The following is an 18,388-nucleotide window of genomic DNA, read 5'->3' on the forward strand; positions in this document are numbered from 1 at the left end:
GTATGAATTATTGTGTATTAGTAAAAATATCAAAACGTATGGTCTCATTCTGGTATCAATCAGAAGGAAGTGCTTACGAACCATTGGTAATTAACCGCTCAAATGAAGTGCCACTATATTTTTATGTAAATGGAAATGATTTTATTTTCGGGAATCCTGCCAGAGACCTTTTTTATTCAAACGATCCTAACGCTTTTGGTAATTACTTTGAAATTGTTAAAAACCCTAGTAAACATTTCACTATTTATGGACATCAAAAGTTAGCTAAACAATTACTTTATTTCGGTATAGAACAATATTTATCTCACTTTATTAATACTGTTTTATACAAAAGTGATTCAATTGAATCATATAGACCAAATTTTCCTCTTCGATTTCTTTTTGAAACAGATATAGAAGATAAAGAGAAATTGTTAATTGAAAACCTATTTTCAGAGGCAGGTTATGATAATGTTGAACGGATTAATTATAATGAATCTCTATTTGAAGTGTTATGCGATAAGGGTATAATTAGAGCGAACAACCCTGTTTTGTTGCTTAATGGAATTGATAATACGTTATACCTTGAATTATACAAAGACATTTCCGAATCTCCAACAGCATTTTCAAAACTAGAAGGTCAAGGAGCTGATCCTAGAGTAAAGATTTTGGCAGATATGATTATCGAATATATTATAACTCAAAACTCCTATTTGTCTATTAATAAAGAGATTGAGACGGCGGCACTTTTACCTTATTCTGCTAATTTATTAGAAAGTATAACTCCGATTATTAAAGGAGATGCAATACTTACAGATGGAAAAGCTTACTGGTTTAGGATAAACGAGAGAAATTTAAACGATCGACTATTATATTATACTAATGATGGTATTATTTATACCGCCATTGAGGATATATTTAAGTCCAACAGTATGGAAGTTGAAAACGCTACTATATTATTAGGAAGTGAAGAAATAAATAGCTCCTATTTTTCAAATAAACTATTGAAAAAATACCCAATTGTAAAAGGAGTTGAAACGGTTTGTGGCATTGATACTATGAAATTAGTGTTTTTTAAAATTGAAAAATCTGGTTATTTGGCAAAGCGAAAAGTTTCTGTAACACCACACTTTGTGATAACCGCCAAAACCGATAGCAATGGAGAAAGGAGGCCCCAGTTACCGATTTTCATAGTTAATAAAAACAAAAGTACCGGTGAGGTTGGAAATCAAGGAGAAAAAGTAAAAATACCGAATAATCCTTTGCCTCATAAAATTGAATATGAAAAATATAACATTAAAACACCTCCAAAATTACCTCCAAAAAAAGAAAACATTATTGCAACCGTAACAAAACCCAAATTACCTGAGGTGACGAAGAAAAACACAGTGAATAAAAATCCAGTACAAATTCCTCCATTACCACCAAAAAATAAAAATTAAATAAATAATTATGGCAATTACACTAGAAAAAAAGAAACCAATTTCATTGGTAAAAGAAAAACCAGGACTTCAAAAAATTGTAGCGGGTCTTGGCTGGGATGAAGCTACAATTAATGGTCATAAAGTTGACTGTGATGTTTCTGTATTTATGTTAGGGTCTAATGGGAAAATTCCTCAAGACGAGTTTTTTATTTTTTACAATAATCTAAATAGCCCTGATAGTGCTGTTAAACACCTTGGAGACAATAGAGATGGCGAAGGTGACGGCGATGATGAATCTGTAAATATAGATCTATCTCGTTTAGACAGTAGAATCGAGTTCTTGTATTTTGCTGTTACAATAAATGAATCTGAGGAAAGAGGGCATCATTTTGGTAATGTTGAAAATTCCTATATTAATATCAGAAATGGTATTGATAATTCTATTTTATGTCAATATGAATTAAAAGAAAATTTTAGCGGTCAAGACTCACTTATAATTGCATCCATTTCTAGAAATGGTGGTTCATGGAATGTTGAAGCACTAGGGCAAGCCTTTTCAGGAGGGTTAGGAACACTTATAGAACTATATCAATAATTAAACACAAAGAAATTATGTCAGAAACATTAAACGCAAATCGCTCAAGTTTTAATTTAAATAAGGGTGAAAGGTTCTCTTTATCAAAAGCTGCACCCGGCCTAACAGTTGTCAAAATAGGAATGGGTTGGGATCCAAATGAGGAACCTAACGGACCAGATTTTGACCTCGATGTTTCGGCTTTTGCCATCGATAGTCAATTCAAAATACCATCAGACAGTTATTTTGTTTTTTATGGACAGGTTCGAATGGGAAATAAAATAGAAGACAAAGACGAAAAAGGTCTTTATCGACCAATCACCCAAGATTCTTCAATAATGGGCGCTATAGATGATCCTGATGGATCAAGAAGTGATGGTGATGATGATGAAGATATGTTTATTGACCTTACTAAAGTAAGTAGCAAAGTTGAGCAAATTATCTTATGCGCAACCATTTGCAAATTTCCACATGACAATAAAAAAGACCGTAGAACACTAAACCAAAATTTTGGCCAAGTAAGCAATTGCTATATTCGAATTGTAAATGAAAGTGGTGGTGAAGAAATGTTGAGATATGAAATGAACGATAAGTTTACTGACGAAGATGCCGTAGAGTTTGGACGACTATATCGAGTAGATAATACATGGGAATTTGAAGCGATGGGAAGAGCTCATACTGGTAGCTTGCAAACATTAGTAGATATGTACACTTAATTTTAATATAAAAAAACAGATAATTATGGCATTTAATTTAAATAAAAGTGATGAATCTATTTCTAAAATAGATTCATCACAAAAGTCAAATTCAGCATCAAAATTTGATTTGTCAAAAAACGATGATCCAATACTTAAGAATGAAAAAGAATATAAAAACTCAAAAACTTGGCCGTTTGCTATATTAGGGGTGTTATTACTCGGTGGCGGTGCTTGGTATTCTTTCTCAAATACTAGCGATGATATCATAAAGGATGCATCCTCAACTTCGGTAGTTGAATCAAATGATAGTTCAAAATCATCAAATGGCCAGAGCGAGGCTTCAGAAGTAAATACAAACGATATAGTTCCAGAATCAATATCTGAAAATAGTAATTCATTAGAAGTAAGTGAAAGTCAAAACAAAACTGTAGCAAATAGTACATCTAGCTCCTCTAATAATGAATCTACTGTAAAACGAGCAAATACAACTTCTAATGTTTCTGAGACAAACTTGAATAATAAAGTATCTGCTTCATTTGGCAAGGCATCAACTTCATTTAGTAGTATTGATAACTCATTAGTTAAAGATATTGTTACATTTTTGGAGAAAAACCCAAATGCTACGATTGCTGTAAATGGCTATGCGAGTAGTGAGGGTATATTAGCCGCTAACCAGCAAATATCGCAATCAAGAGCAAATACTTTTAAAAGACATTTAATATCACAAGGTATTTCAAAAAATAGAATTACTGCTAATGGTTACGGAATTGATAATCCGATTGCCTCAAATGACACCGAAGCGGGTCGTGAAAAAAATAGAAGAGTTGAGATATCAATTCATTAACTGTTAATTTTAATAAACCCTAATTGTGTACAAGAAAAAGAGCAAAAAAACAGCCTTCAAAACAATCATTATAAACCTCGGAATTTTATTTAGTATAATACTTTTTGTAGTAAAGCTCAGTTTTGGAAGTGTTGGTTGGATGAGTGTTTTTACTCCAGTTTTAATAGCGTTTCTAATTATTTTGCTTTTATCATCATTAAAAAATATATTCAATAAAATTTAATCATTAACCAAATGAATCAAAATTCAATTTTCACAGAACATCCATTTATAATCGGCACTTTTGCGGTAGTAATCATAGTGATGCTTTTATTAGATTTAGGTGTTTTTAATAAAAAAAGTCATGTCATAGGTAATAAAGAGGCAATAAGCTGGTCTGTAATTTGGATAAGTTTATCTATGCTATTTAGCGGTTTAGTATACTACTTAGCAGGTCCAACAAAATTTTATGAATTTCAATCTGCTTACTGGATTGAAAAAGCACTATCCGTTGACAATCTTTTTGTTTTTATATTAGTATTTAAGTTTTTTGATGTTGCTAATCAAAATAAACACAAAGTTTTATTTTGGGGAATTATTGGAGCATTATTTCTAAGGGCTATTTTTATCTTTTCTGGAGCTTTTTTAATTGAACTTACTTATTTAAATAAACTTTTAAGTTTAGTTGGTATTCAAGGATTTGCATATGATGTCAACATTATTATGACTGTTTTTGGTTTGTTTTTAGTATATGCAGGAATTAAATCTTGGACGGCTGGTGATGATGATAATGATGAAGATTATAATGACACTAGAGGTGCCAAATTAATACGAAGATTTTTTAATGTAAGCGATAAGTATGTTGGCGATAAATTCTTTACCATTGAAAACGGAAAAAAAATGGCTACGCCATTATTAATAGTCTTAGCTGTAATTGAGTTCACTGATTTACTTTTTGCAGTAGATTCAATTCCTGCTATTTTTGCCATTTCTAACGATCCATTTATACTATATACATCTAATATTTTTGCCATCTTGGGCTTAAGAGCCTTATTTTTCTTATTAGATAATTTTATTCATTTATTTGGCAAATTACAATATGGATTAGCATTAATACTCTCGTTTATAGGTATTAAAATGGTTATATCTCCTTTTTATCATATTGACTCCGTTTACTCTTTGATAGTTATTGGAAGTGTTTTATTGATATCGGTATTGGCATCAATTATTTTTCCAGAACCGGTTGAAGCTTAAACAGTAAAAATCTAATAAAGGCCTCTAAATTAGAGGCCTTTTTAATTCAATTACTATGGAAAAACGAATCAAAATCATCTTATCCATTCTCCTCCTACTCTGTCTTTTAGATATGCCTTACGGCTTCTACCAATTCGTGCGTTTTACAGCAATGGTTGGATTTTGCTATTTGGGGTATTCAGCCAAGGAAAAAAATAGAAAAAATGAGATGTTTATCTATTTCGCACTAGCAATTTTATTTCAACCCTTTATAAAAATAGCTTTGGGTAGAACAATATGGAACATAGTAGATTTCGTGGTTGGAATTTCATTGTTGGTTTCAACACGAACTAGTAAAATTAAATAAATTTAGAATTCTCTCAATTAAAAAAACATTTATTCAAACAGCCTTAGTTATTTTATTTCTATATAGATACAACCGAGGATAAACGATAAAACTAATAATTATACATGGAATTAAAACTTACAGTATATCAAAAATTAATACTTATATTCATTTGTTTCTCAATTGCAATAGTAGGTTTCATAATTAAACTTCCATTTGTATTTAGACATTATGATAAAGAATTACACTTGCTTTTTTATTTTAGTGCAGCTTTATTTTTAAATATTTTATTTGTAAAGAGACATCTTATTATATTTTTTTCACTTTTGTTATTTGGGGTCGCAATTGAATTTGGTCAGGAGTATTCTAATAAATTTTTTAGAAAAAGAATACACGCTAACTTTGACAAAGAGGATGTTTATTCCAATTTAAAGGGATTAATTTTATTTTCTATTATTTGGTTCTTTATAATTTCTACAAAATACTTGATTAAAAAAAACAGGAAATAAAAAGTATTAAATGGTTCTTAAAGAATTCAGAATAGGTCTTTGTGAAATTTTGATAATAAAGTTTTTTCACAAATTATATTAATTAATTTACTCTTAATTTTAAAAACTTATGAAAGGATTAAAAGAAATATTTCTGGTAATCGGAATTTGTATTGTACTTTCTGTTTTGACAGTTTTCCTTAAAAAAGAAAAAAAGCATACTAGTAGTAAAATAGGGAACGTTATAGATAATTTAAATGGAGTAAAAGTATATTACAATGGACCATACAGTAATATATTAGGAAGAAATTGGACAAAAGACCATTATAATTTGGGATTAAAATACCAATGTGTAGAATTTGTTAAACGCTATTATTACGAAAATCTAAATCATAAAATGCCCGAAAGTTATGGAAATGCTAAAGATTTTTTTGATAAAAACATTAAAGATGGTGCTTTCAATAAAAAGAGAGCGTTAAATCAATATAGTAATTCAAGTAAATCAAAACCCAAAGTAAATGATCTATTAATCTTTTCAGGAACTGTTTTTAATAAATATGGTCACGTAGCAATTATTTCAAAAGTAAAAGAAGATGAAATTGAAATTATACAACAAAATGCAGGATTATCATCAAATTCAAGACTAACCTACTCCCTTATAAGGAAAACATCAAAATGGTCGATAGATAATCATCGTGTTTTAGGTTGGCTGCGTAAAGAATAAAAACAATTAAACACTAATTCTTTCAATAATGAGTCGGGAAATTTTATGCAACTATATCGAATCATATGAAGGTTTATTACACAAAGCCTATCTGTGTCCTATGGAATGAAAAACAATTCCTTCCCGGTTACTATATAACTTTTTAAAAGACAACACTATGAAATGGATAGCTCCTATGTTTTACAAAATCAAATATATTTTGATACGTTTTTATAGAATTTTAAATGTAAAAAAACGATCTGAATTTGTTTGGAAAGACCTTATTGAATACAACTTAGATAAAGGTTGGCGTTTTGGGCAATTTGAAACCGAAAAACGGATTGAAAACAAATTCAACGTTGACGGCTCTATTTTAATAAAATTTGACTATATCGTTACTTACAATGATTTAGAATACAGCTCAATAATTTTGGAAAGTTTTGAAGAAGACAAAACCAGTGATATAATGATTTTAGCATCCCATATCAATAGTTTATTAAATTTTGGAGTGGTTAAAGTAAGTGTAAAACACAACTATGTTGAATATACTTTTTCTAGAGATTTGGTCACCTATATGCTCTACCCACTAGAAATTGAAAATGACCACTTTGACCATTATAATTTTACCAAAGATTGCGTTTGGTCATTTAATAGATTAATGGAGACAGGAGAAGATCCTGTATTTGTTTTTTCAGAATTGTTACAACGAAAGGAAGAGAAAGAAAAAGCAGATAATTCAAGCAATTTAATTGAATAATCTCAATAAATAATTAAACTATTTTTAAAAAAAAAGTGAAATACTAAGTTAATAATAAATCTTGTTTATACAAATCATTAATCGTTTCAGAATTTATTTTATTCTGTTTATTAACATATTTATTTAAAATATTCAGTATCATATATATAAAATTATGACTAAAGAAAAAATACAAAATTCCTATTTTAAAAAAGAGAGGACTACGTTCGGTAAAATGTGTAAATATTTATGGATTGGCTTTAATATCTTATTTTTATTATGGGTAATCTTTATTGTTTTAATGGTTTTATATGGTTTTGTAAACGGAAGCTATATTTCTGATGGTGAAGTAGATCCTACACTCGGAATAGGTCTCATTATTAGTGTTTTGTTTTTTGTTTTTATTTTTGTGGTAGGAAATGTTATTCTTGGACTTATGACTTTGTTTACTAAACCTAAAAAGAGTTGAAAAATTCAGTGTTTAATCAAGTACTAAGTATTTCGATAATGTTCAGGACGAAAAAATAATTCGATTATTGCGTGTGTTAAGCAACCAAATTTCAAATTAAAAACACTTAAACCATCCTATACTGCCTCCAAATAGTTAAACACTATTTGGAGGTTTTTTATTTTATTTTTGAAGCTCTCTCCAATTCATCAAAATAAGCAATCCCATATTCTCTTGAAACCTACATTAATTCATTGCTCGACTAATCTCCTCAAAAGCGTGCTCTAAAGAAAAAACTCCTGCTTTCCTAACTACTTCTTTGCCATTTTGAAAAAGCAACAGTACAGGAGCCGAAAAAACCATCAATTCTCCCCTAAGCATAGGAAAGTCTTCCAGTTTAATTTTAAGGTAGGTTAAGTCGGGATGGAAATCTTGAATCCACGGCTTAATGCGTTGATCTAATGCAACACAAACCGAACAACGTTCCGTACTAATTAGCAATAAAATGGACGAATAAGTATCAATTTCTCCCTTGGTCATTTTTTTTTAAATAAAGTTAACTTTTTATCCAAGCTAAGCAAACAATCAATAATTTTTTTCACTCTAAAATATTCCTTTTATTTATAATTATAGAACTAATGATAAACAACAAATTTTGGTTTCATTTGGCATTCGAAAAAATTAAATAAAAACTACAATCAAAAGATAGCAACTGTAATCAAATTAAACAATAATTTAGCCGAAATACAAAACCTTGCTTTTCTACAATAACATCAGCTATCACAATGTCAGAATACAATCTTGACTTACAATATAACAATGTCACCTATGGTGAACAAGAAATTAATCATAAGGAGTTTGAGGCTTGTGTTTTTAATAATTGTGATTTCTCACAATGTAATTTTATAGCGGTCACTTTTATCGATTGTACCTTTAATAATTGTAATTTCGATACTTCTAAGATAAACCACGTTGCCCTTAGAACCGTATATTTCAATGGTTGCAAGATGAAAGACGTCAATTTTTCCATGTGCGACAAATTGATTTTTGAGATTCATTTTAAAGAGTGTAATTTAGATTTCTCCAAGTTTTACACCTTAAAGTTAAAAGGAACCACCTTTATGGATTGCAGTCTAGTGGCTGTTGATTTTATGAGTACCGACTTGACCGAGGCTATTTTTGATAATTGTGATTTATACCGCGCTGAATTTGAAAAAGCGATTGCCAATAAAGCCGATTTTAGAACCAGTTACAACTATACCATAGATCCACAAAAAACAAAACTCAAAAAAGCACAGTTTTCTATTAGCGGAATAAAAGGATTACTGTCTAAACACGATATTATTGTGGAATAAACTACAATGGTTTTTCCATCACATAATCTTCCATTAAATAACCGTGACCAATCGATATGTTTTCTTCAGATATGATTTCGAATCCTATTTTTTGGTAGAAAGTAAGTGCTTTATTGAATCGGTTAACGTTTAAAGAAAGTGCCGCAGAATGGTTTTCTACAGCAATTTTTTCTATGTATTCAATAAGCGTTTTTCCAACTCCCTTGCCTTGAGTTTGTGGCAAGATGTATATTTTGTGGATTCGGGTTCTGTTATTATCCTGATAATTGTGCTCATAAGCTGCAAAACCCAAAACAACATCGTTTTCCTTGGCCAACAAAAAATGATGTCCTTTAGTTTCTACATTATCTCTTAAAGCGTCTTCAGAATAAAAGGCATTCAACATGAAGTCTAATTGAACCTTAGACAGGATAGCGCCATACGTTTCTGGCCATGTTTTATAGGCAATTTCCTGAATGGTTTTGTAATCGTTTGCTGTTGCTTGGGTAATTGTTATCATTTTTGATTGGAGATTAAAAATAGAAAATAGAGTAAAGAGAATAGAAAATAGAGTAAAGAATAAAGAAGTTAGATTTTGAAATTATTGTTACTACTCTATTCGTTCAAAGATTGGAATTCGTATATAACTGATCCCAATAAAACTGAATACTGAACACTGACCACTACAACCTACCCGTGTATCGTTTCGCTTTTACCGTAATTGGCAATAATGGAAGCTTCAAAATCAATCCATTCTCTCCAACGTTTTTCCACGTCGATTCCAGTTCCGTATTTTCTAGCATAGGTAATGAATGTCGTATAGTGTCCTGCTTCACTTTCCATTAAGTCCCTATAAAAAACAGATAATTCCTCATCTTGTATGTTTTCTGAAAGCACTTTAAAACGCTCACAACTTCTGGCTTCAATCATTGCCGAAAACAGCAATCGCTCAACCAAACTAGACACTCTGCCTCCGTTACCGTTTTTCTTCATATACAAATACAATTCGTTTACATAATCGTCTTTGCGTTCGCGACCCAGCTTTAATCCTCGTTTGATAATAATGTTGTGCACCATATCAAAGTGTTCGATTTCTTCTTTGGCCAATGCCAACAAATCCTTAACAAGATCTTGATGTTCTGAATTATGGGTAATGATTGTAATGGCGTTAGTAGCCGCTTTTTGTTCGCACCAAGCGTGATCCGTCAAGATTTCCTCAATGTTTTTCTCAACTATATTCACCCATCTTGGGTCGGTTGGTAATTTTAATCTTAGTACAGACATTATTTTTAGTCTAAAAGTTAGAAAGTCAAAAGTCACAAAGCTAAAAGTCGAAAGTCAAAACTAAGACAGAATTTTAAATTCTATTCCAAGACTTTCGACTTTCGACTTTAAAAACTTTAAGACCTAAATTTATTTTATTTAAAAAACAAAGATTGCTCTTTCGCTCATCATTTCGTTCACTTCATTAGCTACTTCTTCGATGATATCTTCGTCAGTATGGTTCATTAAAACCCTGTCAATTAAAGCAACGATAGTTTCCATGTCTTCTTCAACTAATCCACGTGTTGTAATCGCTGGTGTTCCAATACGGATTCCAGAAGTTACAAATGGTGATTTATCATCAAAAGGAACCATGTTTTTATTTACAGTAATCTCCGCTTTAACCAAAGCATTTTCAGCTTCTTTACCAGAAATATTTTTGTTTCTTAAGTCAATCAACATCATATGATTGTCTGTTCCTCCAGAGATGATGTTATATCCTCTTTTTACAAAAGCTTCTGCCATAGCATTAGCATTTTTTTGTAATTGTAAGGCATAAGTAAAGAATTCGTCTTTCAATGCTTCACCAAAAGCTACTGCTTTTGCTGCGATGATATGCATTAAAGGTCCTCCTTGATTTCCAGGGAAAACGGACATGTCTAAAACATGAGACATCATTCTAATATCCCCTTTTGGCGTTTTCAATCCCCATGGGTTTTCAAAATCTTTACCCATCATGATCATTCCACCTCTTGGTCCTCTTAAAGTCTTGTGAGTTGTTGTTGTTACAACGTGACAATGAGGCATTGGGTCATTCATTAATCCTTTAGCAATTAAACCTGCAGGATGTGCAATATCAGCCATTAGGATTGCTCCTACGCTGTCAGCAATTACTCTAAAACGAGCAAAATCCATATCACGAGAATAAGCCGAAGCTCCTGCAATAATTAATTTTGGTTGCTCTTTAGTAGCAATTTCTTGAATTTTATCATAGTTTAACATTCCTGTTTCTTGGTCAACACCATAAAAAACTGGATTGTATAATTTTCCTGAAAAGTTTACTGGTGAACCGTGAGTCAAGTGACCACCATGAGAAAGATCAAAACCTAAAATTTTATCACCTGGCTGTAAACAAGCTGATAAAACCGCAGTATTAGCTTGTGAACCTGAATGTGGTTGCACGTTAGCATAAGCAGCTCCAAACAACTCCTTTGCTCTATCTATAGCAATTTGTTCTACAATATCCACTACTTCACAACCTCCGTAATATCTTTTTCCAGGATATCCTTCAGCATATTTATTAGTTAATACTGAACCGGCAGCTTCTAATACATCATCACTTACAAAGTTCTCTGAGGCAATAAGTTCCAATCCGTGTATTTGTCTTTCTTGTTCTTCTAGAATAAGGTCAAAAATTTGTTCGTCGCGTTGCATTTCTTTGATTTTAGTTAATTTGAAGCAAAAATACAAAAAAACGTTTGCCAAACAGTTAGATTATGATATATTTGAAGTATAATTTTCAACAAAAAAATTAACATCATATGTCAATAACAGCCAACGATACAAATAGAAAATCCTGGTTACAAGTACCAGAAAATAGTGATTTCCCAATTCAGAATATTCCTTTCGGTGTTTTTTTAACTAAAGAAGACGTTGTAACAGTAGGAACACGAATTGGTGATTCAGCAATAGATCTTGGGGCTTTACAGCAATTAAACTACTTTAAAGGTATCGAATTGACTGACGATATGTTCATGCAAGATACATTGAATGATTTTATCTCTGATGGTCAAAAAACATGGAGATTAGTGAGAAACCGTATTGCAGATTTATTTGATGCTAAAAATCCAGAATTAAGAGATAATGCAAAACATCGTGATATTATTATCTTTAATATGGCGGATGTAGAAATGCAGTTGCCAGTATTAATTGGTGATTACACTGATTTTTATTCGAGTAAAGAACACGCAACAAATGTAGGTACAATGTTCCGTGACCCTGACAATGCATTATTACCTAACTGGTTACACATTCCAGTAGGTTATCACGGAAGAAGTTCATCAATTGTTCCTTCAGGTATTCCTATTCACAGACCTATGGGTCAAACTTTACCAAACGGTGAAACACAACCTGTTTTCGGACCTTCGAAATTAGTTGATTTCGAACTGGAAACTGCTTTTATCACCACGGATGTAAATATCATGGGAGAAAGTATTCCTGTAGGTGAAACAGAACAATATATCTTTGGAATGGTTTTATTAAACGACTGGAGCGCAAGAGACATCCAAAAGTGGGAATATGTGCCACTAGGACCGTTTTTAGCTAAAAACTTTGCGTCTTCAATTTCTCCATGGATTGTTACTATGGATGCCTTACAGCCTTTTAAAACTAGCGGACCTGAGCAAGTACCAACACCTCTGCCTTACTTACAACAAACAGGTGACCACTCATTCGATATTAATCTAGAAGTGGCTATCCAACCTGAAAATGCTGAAGCAACAGTAATTTCAAATTCGAACTTTAAATACATGTATTGGACAATGAGCCAGCAACTAGCACATCATACCTCTAACGGTTGTCGAGTTAATTCAGGTGATATGATGGGTTCAGGAACTATTTCAGGTCCTACTCCTAACAGTTACGGTTCGATGTTAGAATTGACTTGGGGAGGAAAAAATCCAATCAAATTAAGTGACGGTACGGAGCGTAAATTCATCAACGATGGAGATACAGTAATTATGAAAGGACATTGTAAAAATGACGAAGTGCGTATTGGTTTTGGTGAAGTTTCCTCAAAATTATTACCACCATTCGTAAGGAAATAATTTTTCATACAATTATAGATACAAAAAAGTCCCGTTTCAATTGAAACGGGACTTTTTTTATTTCAAAAAAATGATCACTGAAAAACGGATCACCGAATACTCTTCTTATTTGTTTCCTTTTTCGAAATCAGCTACAAACTGAGCCAAACCGATATCAGTCAATGGGTGTTTCAACAAACCATAAATTGCCGAAAGTGGTCCTGTCATTACATCAGCACCTATTTTAGCACAGTTTACAATATGCATCGTGTGACGTACTGAAGCTGCAAGAATTTGAGTCTCATAACCGTAATTATCATAAATCAATCTGATTTCCTCAATTAGAGCCAAACCATCTGTAGAAACATCATCAAGACGACCAATAAATGGAGAAACATAAGTAGCTCCAGCCTTAGCCGCTAATAATGCCTGACCTGCCGAAAACACTAAAGTTACATTAGTCTTGATTCCTTTATCCGAAAAGTATTTCGCCGCCATAACTCCTTCTTTAGTCATAGGTAATTTCACCACAATTTGATCGTGTAAATCAGCTAATTCTTCCCCTTCTTTAACCATTCCGTCATAATCAAGTGCATTCACCTCGGCACTTACATCTCCGTCAACAAGATTGCAAATGTCAACATAATGCTTCATAATATTATTTTTTCCGGTGATTCCTTCCTTAGCCATCAATGATGGATTTGTAGTCACTCCGTCCAAAACTCCTAACGCCTGCGCCTCTTTAATCTGAGCTAAATTAGCTGTATCAATAAAAAATTTCATAGTATATCTAAATTAAATTTTGTGTTTGTATTTTTTTGAGCGTGACCTTCGTGAAAAACTCAGGTCGGGCAATACGCTACAAGTCCTCGTCCCTTAAAAAGCGGGACTGTGGGCTTTTCACTGCTACCCCTCACGCAAAATCAATAAAATCTGATGTTAAATTACAACTTAAATTTACTTAATTAAATTATTTTTATTCAATTCTTTCAATTCATTTCTAATTTCTTCGAGAACATTGAGCATATCCTCCTTATAAAGATCGTTATTATTTACTTTATTACTAATAGACTTCAATATTCCTCGAATGATTAACCAAAAAGCGATAATGCATAACCCCATTAACAAATGAGGTAGTAATTCTGTTATTTTTTCCATAATTATAATTTATAATGGTTCATCAACATTTTTTCGTACACTTTATCCGGAAGAATGCGTTTTAACACGATTGAAAACTTTTGCATAAAAGCACCTACTTTATAATGAATTTTTGGAGTAGGAGATTGGATAATACGATAAACCGCTTCAGCCATTTCATTTGGATTACTTCCGCTATCCACATGTTCATCCATTGTTTTCAATGTATCCCCATATACTTTTTCATAAGCCGAACCAGCAATTACAGGCGCGTGAAAACGTCCCGAAGCTATGTTTGTGGCAAAATCACCCGGAGCCACATTAGTAATGTGAATCCCAAAGGACTTCACTTCCATTCGCAATGCTTCCGTTATCAATTCTAAAGCTCCCTTAGAAGCCGAATAAACACTTCGATATGGCAATCCCATATAACCCGCAATAGAAGTAACATTGATTATTAAACCCGATTTTTGCTCCCGCATTTGCGGCAATACTGCTTTCATCACTTCTATTGGCCCGAAGAAGTTGGTTTCAAAATTATTTTTTATTTCCTGAGTCGGGATTTCTTCCAAGGGTCCTGTAATACCTACTCCTGCATTATTAATTACAATATCTAATCTACCTGAAATCGCAACTATTTTGGCGACAGCCGCCTGAATTGACACTGCATCCCGAACATCTAAAGCCACTAGAGGAAAAACAGAGTTCAATACCCGTTCTGGATTCCGACTTGTACCATAAACAACAAAACCTTTTTGATGTAAAAACTCCCCAATAGATTTTCCTATTCCTGAGGAACCTCCTGTAATTAAAACGACTTTATTCATGGTGTATGGCTATTTGATATATGAAAGGTCCAAAAATAAAAAAATCCTCCCGAAGGAAGACTACTTTTGTAAGAATTTAAAAAAAAAATCTGATGTGAGTTCAGATTTATAAAAAATGGCAAGCGACCTACATCGCACCGCTCAACCACGTACCCTTGCTATGTTCCCATCCTGGGGGAGTCTGCAGGAGCTGGTCGTGTAGGACTTGCCGGTGCAAATATACAATCTTTTTATATTTTTGCAAGCACTTTGCGCTCTTAAAATAAGATTGTATATTCGGGTATTCAAAATTATAGCCATGAAAAATTATAACTTACTATCTATCATTTTATTAGGAATTTCAATTTCTAATTGTGGTGATACAAAAAAAGGTGAAAATTCCATATTTACCTTTGATAACACTAAAATTAAAGAACTATATAAGCCTGAGGAAGCACTTTCTTTAGAAATTATGAACCCTAATTCTAAATCTATTGATAGCACTATCTATTATGTAAACGATATTAAAGTTGGAGTCACTAAAGGTCTCGATAAATTTTCATTCGAACTAAAAGATCAAAAATTAGGGTACCAAAACCTTAAAGCTCTTGTTTATTTTGATGGAGAAAACTCAGAAGCCACAACTAGAACCGAATTGGTTTCAAACGTGCAACCCAAATTATTGAAATACACCATTGTCAATACGTATCCTCACGATATTGAAGCTTACACCCAAGGTTTAGAGTTTTACAGAGACACTCTATATGAAGGAACAGGTAACGGAAGCGGGCCATCGGGAAAAAGAGGCGTTTCTAGCTTAAGAAAAATAGATTATAAAACCGGTAAAGTATTTAAAAAAACAGAACTATCCGAACAGTTTTTTGGAGAAGGAATTACTATTCTAAACAATAAAGTGTACCAACTTACTTGGCAAAACAATGAAGGATACGTTTATAATGCGGATACCTTTAAAAAAGAAAAAACATTGCCTTATTACCAAACAATGGAAGGCTGGGGATTAACTAATGACGGTACTAACTTATATATGACAGACAGTTCAGAATCCATACATATATTAGACCCACAAACATTCAAACCTGTTGGACTCATCAACGTTTACTCCTATGAAACAAAAATAAAAGGGGTAAATGAATTAGAATGGATTGACGGTAAAATTTATGGCAATGTATATCAAAAAGACGCTATTGCCATTATCAATCCTAAAAGTGGTGCAGTTGAAGGAATTATTAATCTTGCAGATTTAAAGGACAAGATTACTAAACTGGAGGACACTGATGTATTAAACGGAATCGCATACAACCCTAAGACTAAAACCATTTTTGTAACAGGGAAAAACTGGGACAAACTATTTGAAATAAAAATTTCAGAATAAATAAAATTCAATGACAACACTACTTATAAACATCAAGGAATTACTCCAAGTTAGAGACGCTTCTATATCTAAAGTTTCAGGAGCCGAAATGGCTGTTCTTCCTACAATCAAAAATGCCTATTTACTTTTAGAAAATGATTTGATTTCTGATTTTGGTACAATGGATAATTTACCAGAATACAAAGCAGATAAAGTTATAGATGCTGTTGGGAAAATAGTATTGCCTAGCTGGTGCGACAGTCATACCCATATCGTTTATGCGGGTAATAGGGAACAGGAATTTGTAGATAGAATAAACGGCCTTTCTTATGAAGAAATAGCTAACCGAGGTGGCGGTATACTAAATTCGGCTAAAAGACTAAATGAGTCTTCTGAGGAAGAAATATACAATCAATCCAAAGCCAGACTGGAAGAAGTTATGCGATTAGGAACTGGTGCCGTCGAAATAAAATCAGGTTACGGGCTTACATTTGAGGGGGAACTAAAAATGCTCCGCGTTATAAAACAACTTGCTAATAATTACCCAATAACCATTAAAGCAACTTTCCTGGGTGCTCACGCCTTCCCTTTAGAATATAAAGAAAACCGAAAAGTATATATCGATCTTTTAATTAATGAAATTCTTCCTGAAATTGCTAAAAACAAACTAGCTGATTATATTGATGCGTTTTGCGAAACGGGTTATTTTAGTGTTGCCGAAACAGAACAAATAATGGAAGCTGGAAAAAAATATGGTTTAATACCAAAAATCCATGTGAACCAATTCAATTCCATAGGTGGAGTTCAGGCAGGAATAAAATACAATGCACTGTCTGTAGATCACCTTGAAGTAATGAGACCAGAAGACATTGAGGCTTTAAAAAACACAGACACTATGCCAGTGGCGTTGCCATCTTGCTCCTACTTCTTAAGCATTCCTTATACACCGGCTAGAGAAATGATTGCAGCAGGACTTCCTTTAGCTTTGGCTACTGATTTCAATCCTGGTTCTACTCCATCAGGAAATATGAACTTCGTGGTTGCTACTGCCTGCATAAAAATGAAAATGACACCTGAAGAGGCCATCAATGCTGCAACAATAAACGGAGCCTATGCAATGGGAATTTCAAATACTCATGGAAGCATTACAAAAGGAAAGAAAGCTAATTTTATCATTACTAAACCTATTCCTTCCTATTATCAATTGCCTTATTCTTTTGGTAGTAATCTAATCGATTCTGTATTTATAGACGGTGAAATATTCATATAAAAAAAAAGAGGAGCTTCACGCTCCTCTTTTTTTTATACTTTTCTTAAAATACTATTTTAAAGTAAAACTAGTTTTAGAAACCAATTCGTTTTTGTCAAATACATTTACAAAATAAGTTCCTTTCTCAAAGTTCTTACCTGGTAAGTCTTCTGAAACTTGTACTGTTTTGTTTTCATATTTTACTTTAGAAACAAAACTATAAGTTAAAGTGTTATCACCGAAGTTCTCTGTTTTTTTATCACCTAAAACATTACTTTTACTATCAATTACTTGAATGTAATAGTTTTTATCTCCTGATTTAGCGATACTGTTTTCAGCAATTGTAAAACTAACTTTAAGCATATCTGCTCTACTGGCTTTGTCAGTTTCAATTTGTTTACCAGAGCTTCTCAATTTATAAGCCATAGTTTTCATATTCAAAACAGTTAATTTTGAACCTTTTTCTACAGTTTTTGACAACTCTTCATTTTGACCAACTAATGCCTCATTGTATTTTTTTGATTCTCCTAAAACAACTCTAGTACTATCACGTTGTGTAGTCAAAGTTGTATTTTGCATTTTCAATCCTTCGTTTTCTGCTAATAATACTTTCATATTATTTTGCATAGCAACATATTGTGTTCTGTATTTAGCTAATGAAGCTACATCCCCTTTAGATTTTTCTAAGTCCTTAATTAAATTAACAACTTTATCTCTCTCTTGAATTAACTCATCAGACATTGAAGTGTTTTCAGCAATTGCAGCATCATATGTAGCTTTTAATTCCTGTAAATCTTTCATTACCGATTCTTTTTCGGTCGATTTAGTAGTCAATTCAGTTTGAACTGTATCAACATCAGAAGTTAATTTAAACACGTATACCAAACTCCCTACTAATAAAACTGCCAAAACTGCAATAATTGCTTTTAGACTTGAACTACTTTGTTGGTTTTCCATTTTTTTAAAATTAT

21 protein-coding genes and 1 other RNA gene are annotated in these 18,388 nt (G+C 32.4%); 13 read left to right on the forward strand and 9 right to left on the reverse strand.

The genetic code is table 11. The features are described 5' to 3' along the window. Positions 1-2: 2 nt before the first annotated feature. The 9 genes from FLAK523_RS12850 to FLAK523_RS12890 all read left to right on the forward strand — a co-directional run bounded on the left by FLAK523_RS12850 (position 3) and on the right by FLAK523_RS12890 (position 7,473). The gene (locus FLAK523_RS12850; protein ID WP_248904091.1) at positions 3-1,421 is read left to right on the forward strand and encodes a hypothetical protein; all 1,419 of its coding nucleotides are present in this window, start codon (positions 3-5) and stop codon (positions 1,419-1,421) included. Between the two features lie 10 nt (positions 1,422-1,431). Next, positions 1,432-1,998: a TerD family protein gene (locus FLAK523_RS12855; RefSeq protein ID WP_248904093.1), complete on the forward strand. Its 567-nt coding sequence runs from the start codon at positions 1,432-1,434 to the stop codon at positions 1,996-1,998. Positions 1,999-2,015: 17 nt separating this feature from the next. Next, positions 2,016-2,693 (forward strand): TerD family protein, encoded by a 678-nt coding sequence (locus FLAK523_RS12860; RefSeq protein WP_248904095.1) that lies wholly within the window; start codon positions 2,016-2,018, stop codon positions 2,691-2,693. A 25-nt stretch (positions 2,694-2,718) separates the two neighbouring features. Next, the gene (locus FLAK523_RS12865) at positions 2,719-3,519 is read left to right on the forward strand and encodes an OmpA family protein (RefSeq protein WP_248904097.1); all 801 of its coding nucleotides are present in this window, start codon (positions 2,719-2,721) and stop codon (positions 3,517-3,519) included. 234 nt (positions 3,520-3,753) lie between these two features. Continuing rightward, positions 3,754-4,752: a TerC/Alx family metal homeostasis membrane protein gene (locus tag FLAK523_RS12870; RefSeq protein WP_248904107.1), complete on the forward strand. Its 999-nt coding sequence runs from the start codon at positions 3,754-3,756 to the stop codon at positions 4,750-4,752. Positions 4,753-4,864: 112 nt separating this feature from the next. Next, on the forward strand, positions 4,865-5,098 hold the full coding sequence (locus FLAK523_RS12875; RefSeq protein WP_368670303.1) for a DUF6804 family protein: 234 nt from the start codon (positions 4,865-4,867) through the stop codon (positions 5,096-5,098). Between the two features lie 597 nt (positions 5,099-5,695). Next, entirely contained in the window at positions 5,696-6,289 is a 594-nt protein-coding gene (locus FLAK523_RS12880; protein ID WP_248904111.1) for a CHAP domain-containing protein, read from the forward strand. Between the two features lie 157 nt (positions 6,290-6,446). Further along, on the forward strand, positions 6,447-7,025 hold the full coding sequence (locus tag FLAK523_RS12885) for a hypothetical protein (RefSeq protein WP_248904113.1): 579 nt from the start codon (positions 6,447-6,449) through the stop codon (positions 7,023-7,025). 154 nt (positions 7,026-7,179) lie between these two features. After that, positions 7,180-7,473, forward strand: coding sequence for a hypothetical protein (locus FLAK523_RS12890; RefSeq protein ID WP_248904115.1), 294 nt, complete (start codon positions 7,180-7,182; stop codon positions 7,471-7,473). A gap of 225 nt (positions 7,474-7,698) precedes the next feature. On the opposite strand, the gene FLAK523_RS12895 is transcribed toward FLAK523_RS12890, so the two are convergent. Beyond that, positions 7,699-7,992, reverse strand: a complete 294-nt coding sequence (locus FLAK523_RS12895; RefSeq protein ID WP_248904117.1) for a co-chaperone YbbN — start codon at positions 7,990-7,992, stop codon at positions 7,699-7,701. Between the two features lie 245 nt (positions 7,993-8,237). Between FLAK523_RS12895 and FLAK523_RS12900 the strand changes: the two genes are divergently transcribed. After that, on the forward strand, positions 8,238-8,807 hold the full coding sequence (locus FLAK523_RS12900) for a pentapeptide repeat-containing protein (protein ID WP_248904119.1): 570 nt from the start codon (positions 8,238-8,240) through the stop codon (positions 8,805-8,807). A gap of 1 nt (position 8,808) precedes the next feature. Here FLAK523_RS12900 and FLAK523_RS12905 read toward each other — a convergent pair whose 3' ends face one another. From FLAK523_RS12905 to glyA, 3 genes are all read right to left on the reverse strand, one after another. After that, complete coding sequence (locus tag FLAK523_RS12905; RefSeq protein WP_248904120.1) at positions 8,809-9,306, reverse strand: GNAT family N-acetyltransferase; 498 nt, start codon at positions 9,304-9,306, stop codon at positions 8,809-8,811. Between the two features lie 170 nt (positions 9,307-9,476). Continuing rightward, a complete protein-coding gene (locus tag FLAK523_RS12910; RefSeq protein WP_248904122.1) occupies positions 9,477-10,070 on the reverse strand; it encodes a tRNA-(ms[2]io[6]A)-hydroxylase in 594 nt (197 codons plus the stop codon). A 138-nt stretch (positions 10,071-10,208) separates the two neighbouring features. After that, positions 10,209-11,483 carry a serine hydroxymethyltransferase gene (glyA, locus tag FLAK523_RS12915; RefSeq protein WP_248904124.1) on the reverse strand — a complete coding sequence of 425 codons (1,275 nt, stop codon included), beginning with the start codon at positions 11,481-11,483 and terminating at the stop codon, positions 10,209-10,211. Positions 11,484-11,590: 107 nt separating this feature from the next. Here glyA and fahA point away from each other — a divergent pair, with 107 nt between their 5' ends. Further along, positions 11,591-12,874: a fumarylacetoacetase gene (gene fahA / locus FLAK523_RS12920; RefSeq protein ID WP_248904126.1), complete on the forward strand. Its 1,284-nt coding sequence runs from the start codon at positions 11,591-11,593 to the stop codon at positions 12,872-12,874. Between the two features lie 105 nt (positions 12,875-12,979). Here the strand turns inward: fahA and fsa are convergent, their stop codons facing one another. From fsa to ffs, 4 genes are all read right to left on the reverse strand, one after another. After that, on the reverse strand, positions 12,980-13,636 hold the full coding sequence (gene fsa, locus FLAK523_RS12925; protein WP_248904128.1) for a fructose-6-phosphate aldolase: 657 nt from the start codon (positions 13,634-13,636) through the stop codon (positions 12,980-12,982). A 174-nt stretch (positions 13,637-13,810) separates the two neighbouring features. Continuing rightward, a complete protein-coding gene (locus FLAK523_RS12930) occupies positions 13,811-14,011 on the reverse strand; it encodes a hypothetical protein (RefSeq protein ID WP_248904129.1) in 201 nt (66 codons plus the stop codon). A 2-nt stretch (positions 14,012-14,013) separates the two neighbouring features. Next, positions 14,014-14,817 carry an SDR family oxidoreductase gene (locus FLAK523_RS12935; RefSeq protein ID WP_248904130.1) on the reverse strand — a complete coding sequence of 268 codons (804 nt, stop codon included), beginning with the start codon at positions 14,815-14,817 and terminating at the stop codon, positions 14,014-14,016. 113 nt (positions 14,818-14,930) lie between these two features. Further along, positions 14,931-15,028, reverse strand: an RNA gene (gene ffs, locus FLAK523_RS12940) — signal recognition particle sRNA small type. Between the two features lie 87 nt (positions 15,029-15,115). Here ffs and FLAK523_RS12945 point away from each other — a divergent pair. Both FLAK523_RS12945 and hutI read left to right on the forward strand, forming a co-directional pair. Further along, positions 15,116-16,189: a glutaminyl-peptide cyclotransferase gene (locus FLAK523_RS12945; protein ID WP_248904131.1), complete on the forward strand. Its 1,074-nt coding sequence runs from the start codon at positions 15,116-15,118 to the stop codon at positions 16,187-16,189. 10 nt (positions 16,190-16,199) lie between these two features. Continuing rightward, a complete protein-coding gene (gene hutI / locus FLAK523_RS12950; protein WP_248904132.1) occupies positions 16,200-17,438 on the forward strand; it encodes an imidazolonepropionase in 1,239 nt (412 codons plus the stop codon). Between the two features lie 51 nt (positions 17,439-17,489). Here hutI and FLAK523_RS12955 read toward each other — a convergent pair whose 3' ends face one another. Next, positions 17,490-18,374, reverse strand: coding sequence for a hypothetical protein (locus FLAK523_RS12955; RefSeq protein ID WP_248904133.1), 885 nt, complete (start codon positions 18,372-18,374; stop codon positions 17,490-17,492). Positions 18,375-18,388 lie beyond the last annotated feature (14 nt).

This window comes from Flavobacterium sp. K5-23 (assembly GCF_023278045.1).
Classification (GTDB): domain Bacteria; phylum Bacteroidota; class Bacteroidia; order Flavobacteriales; family Flavobacteriaceae; genus Flavobacterium.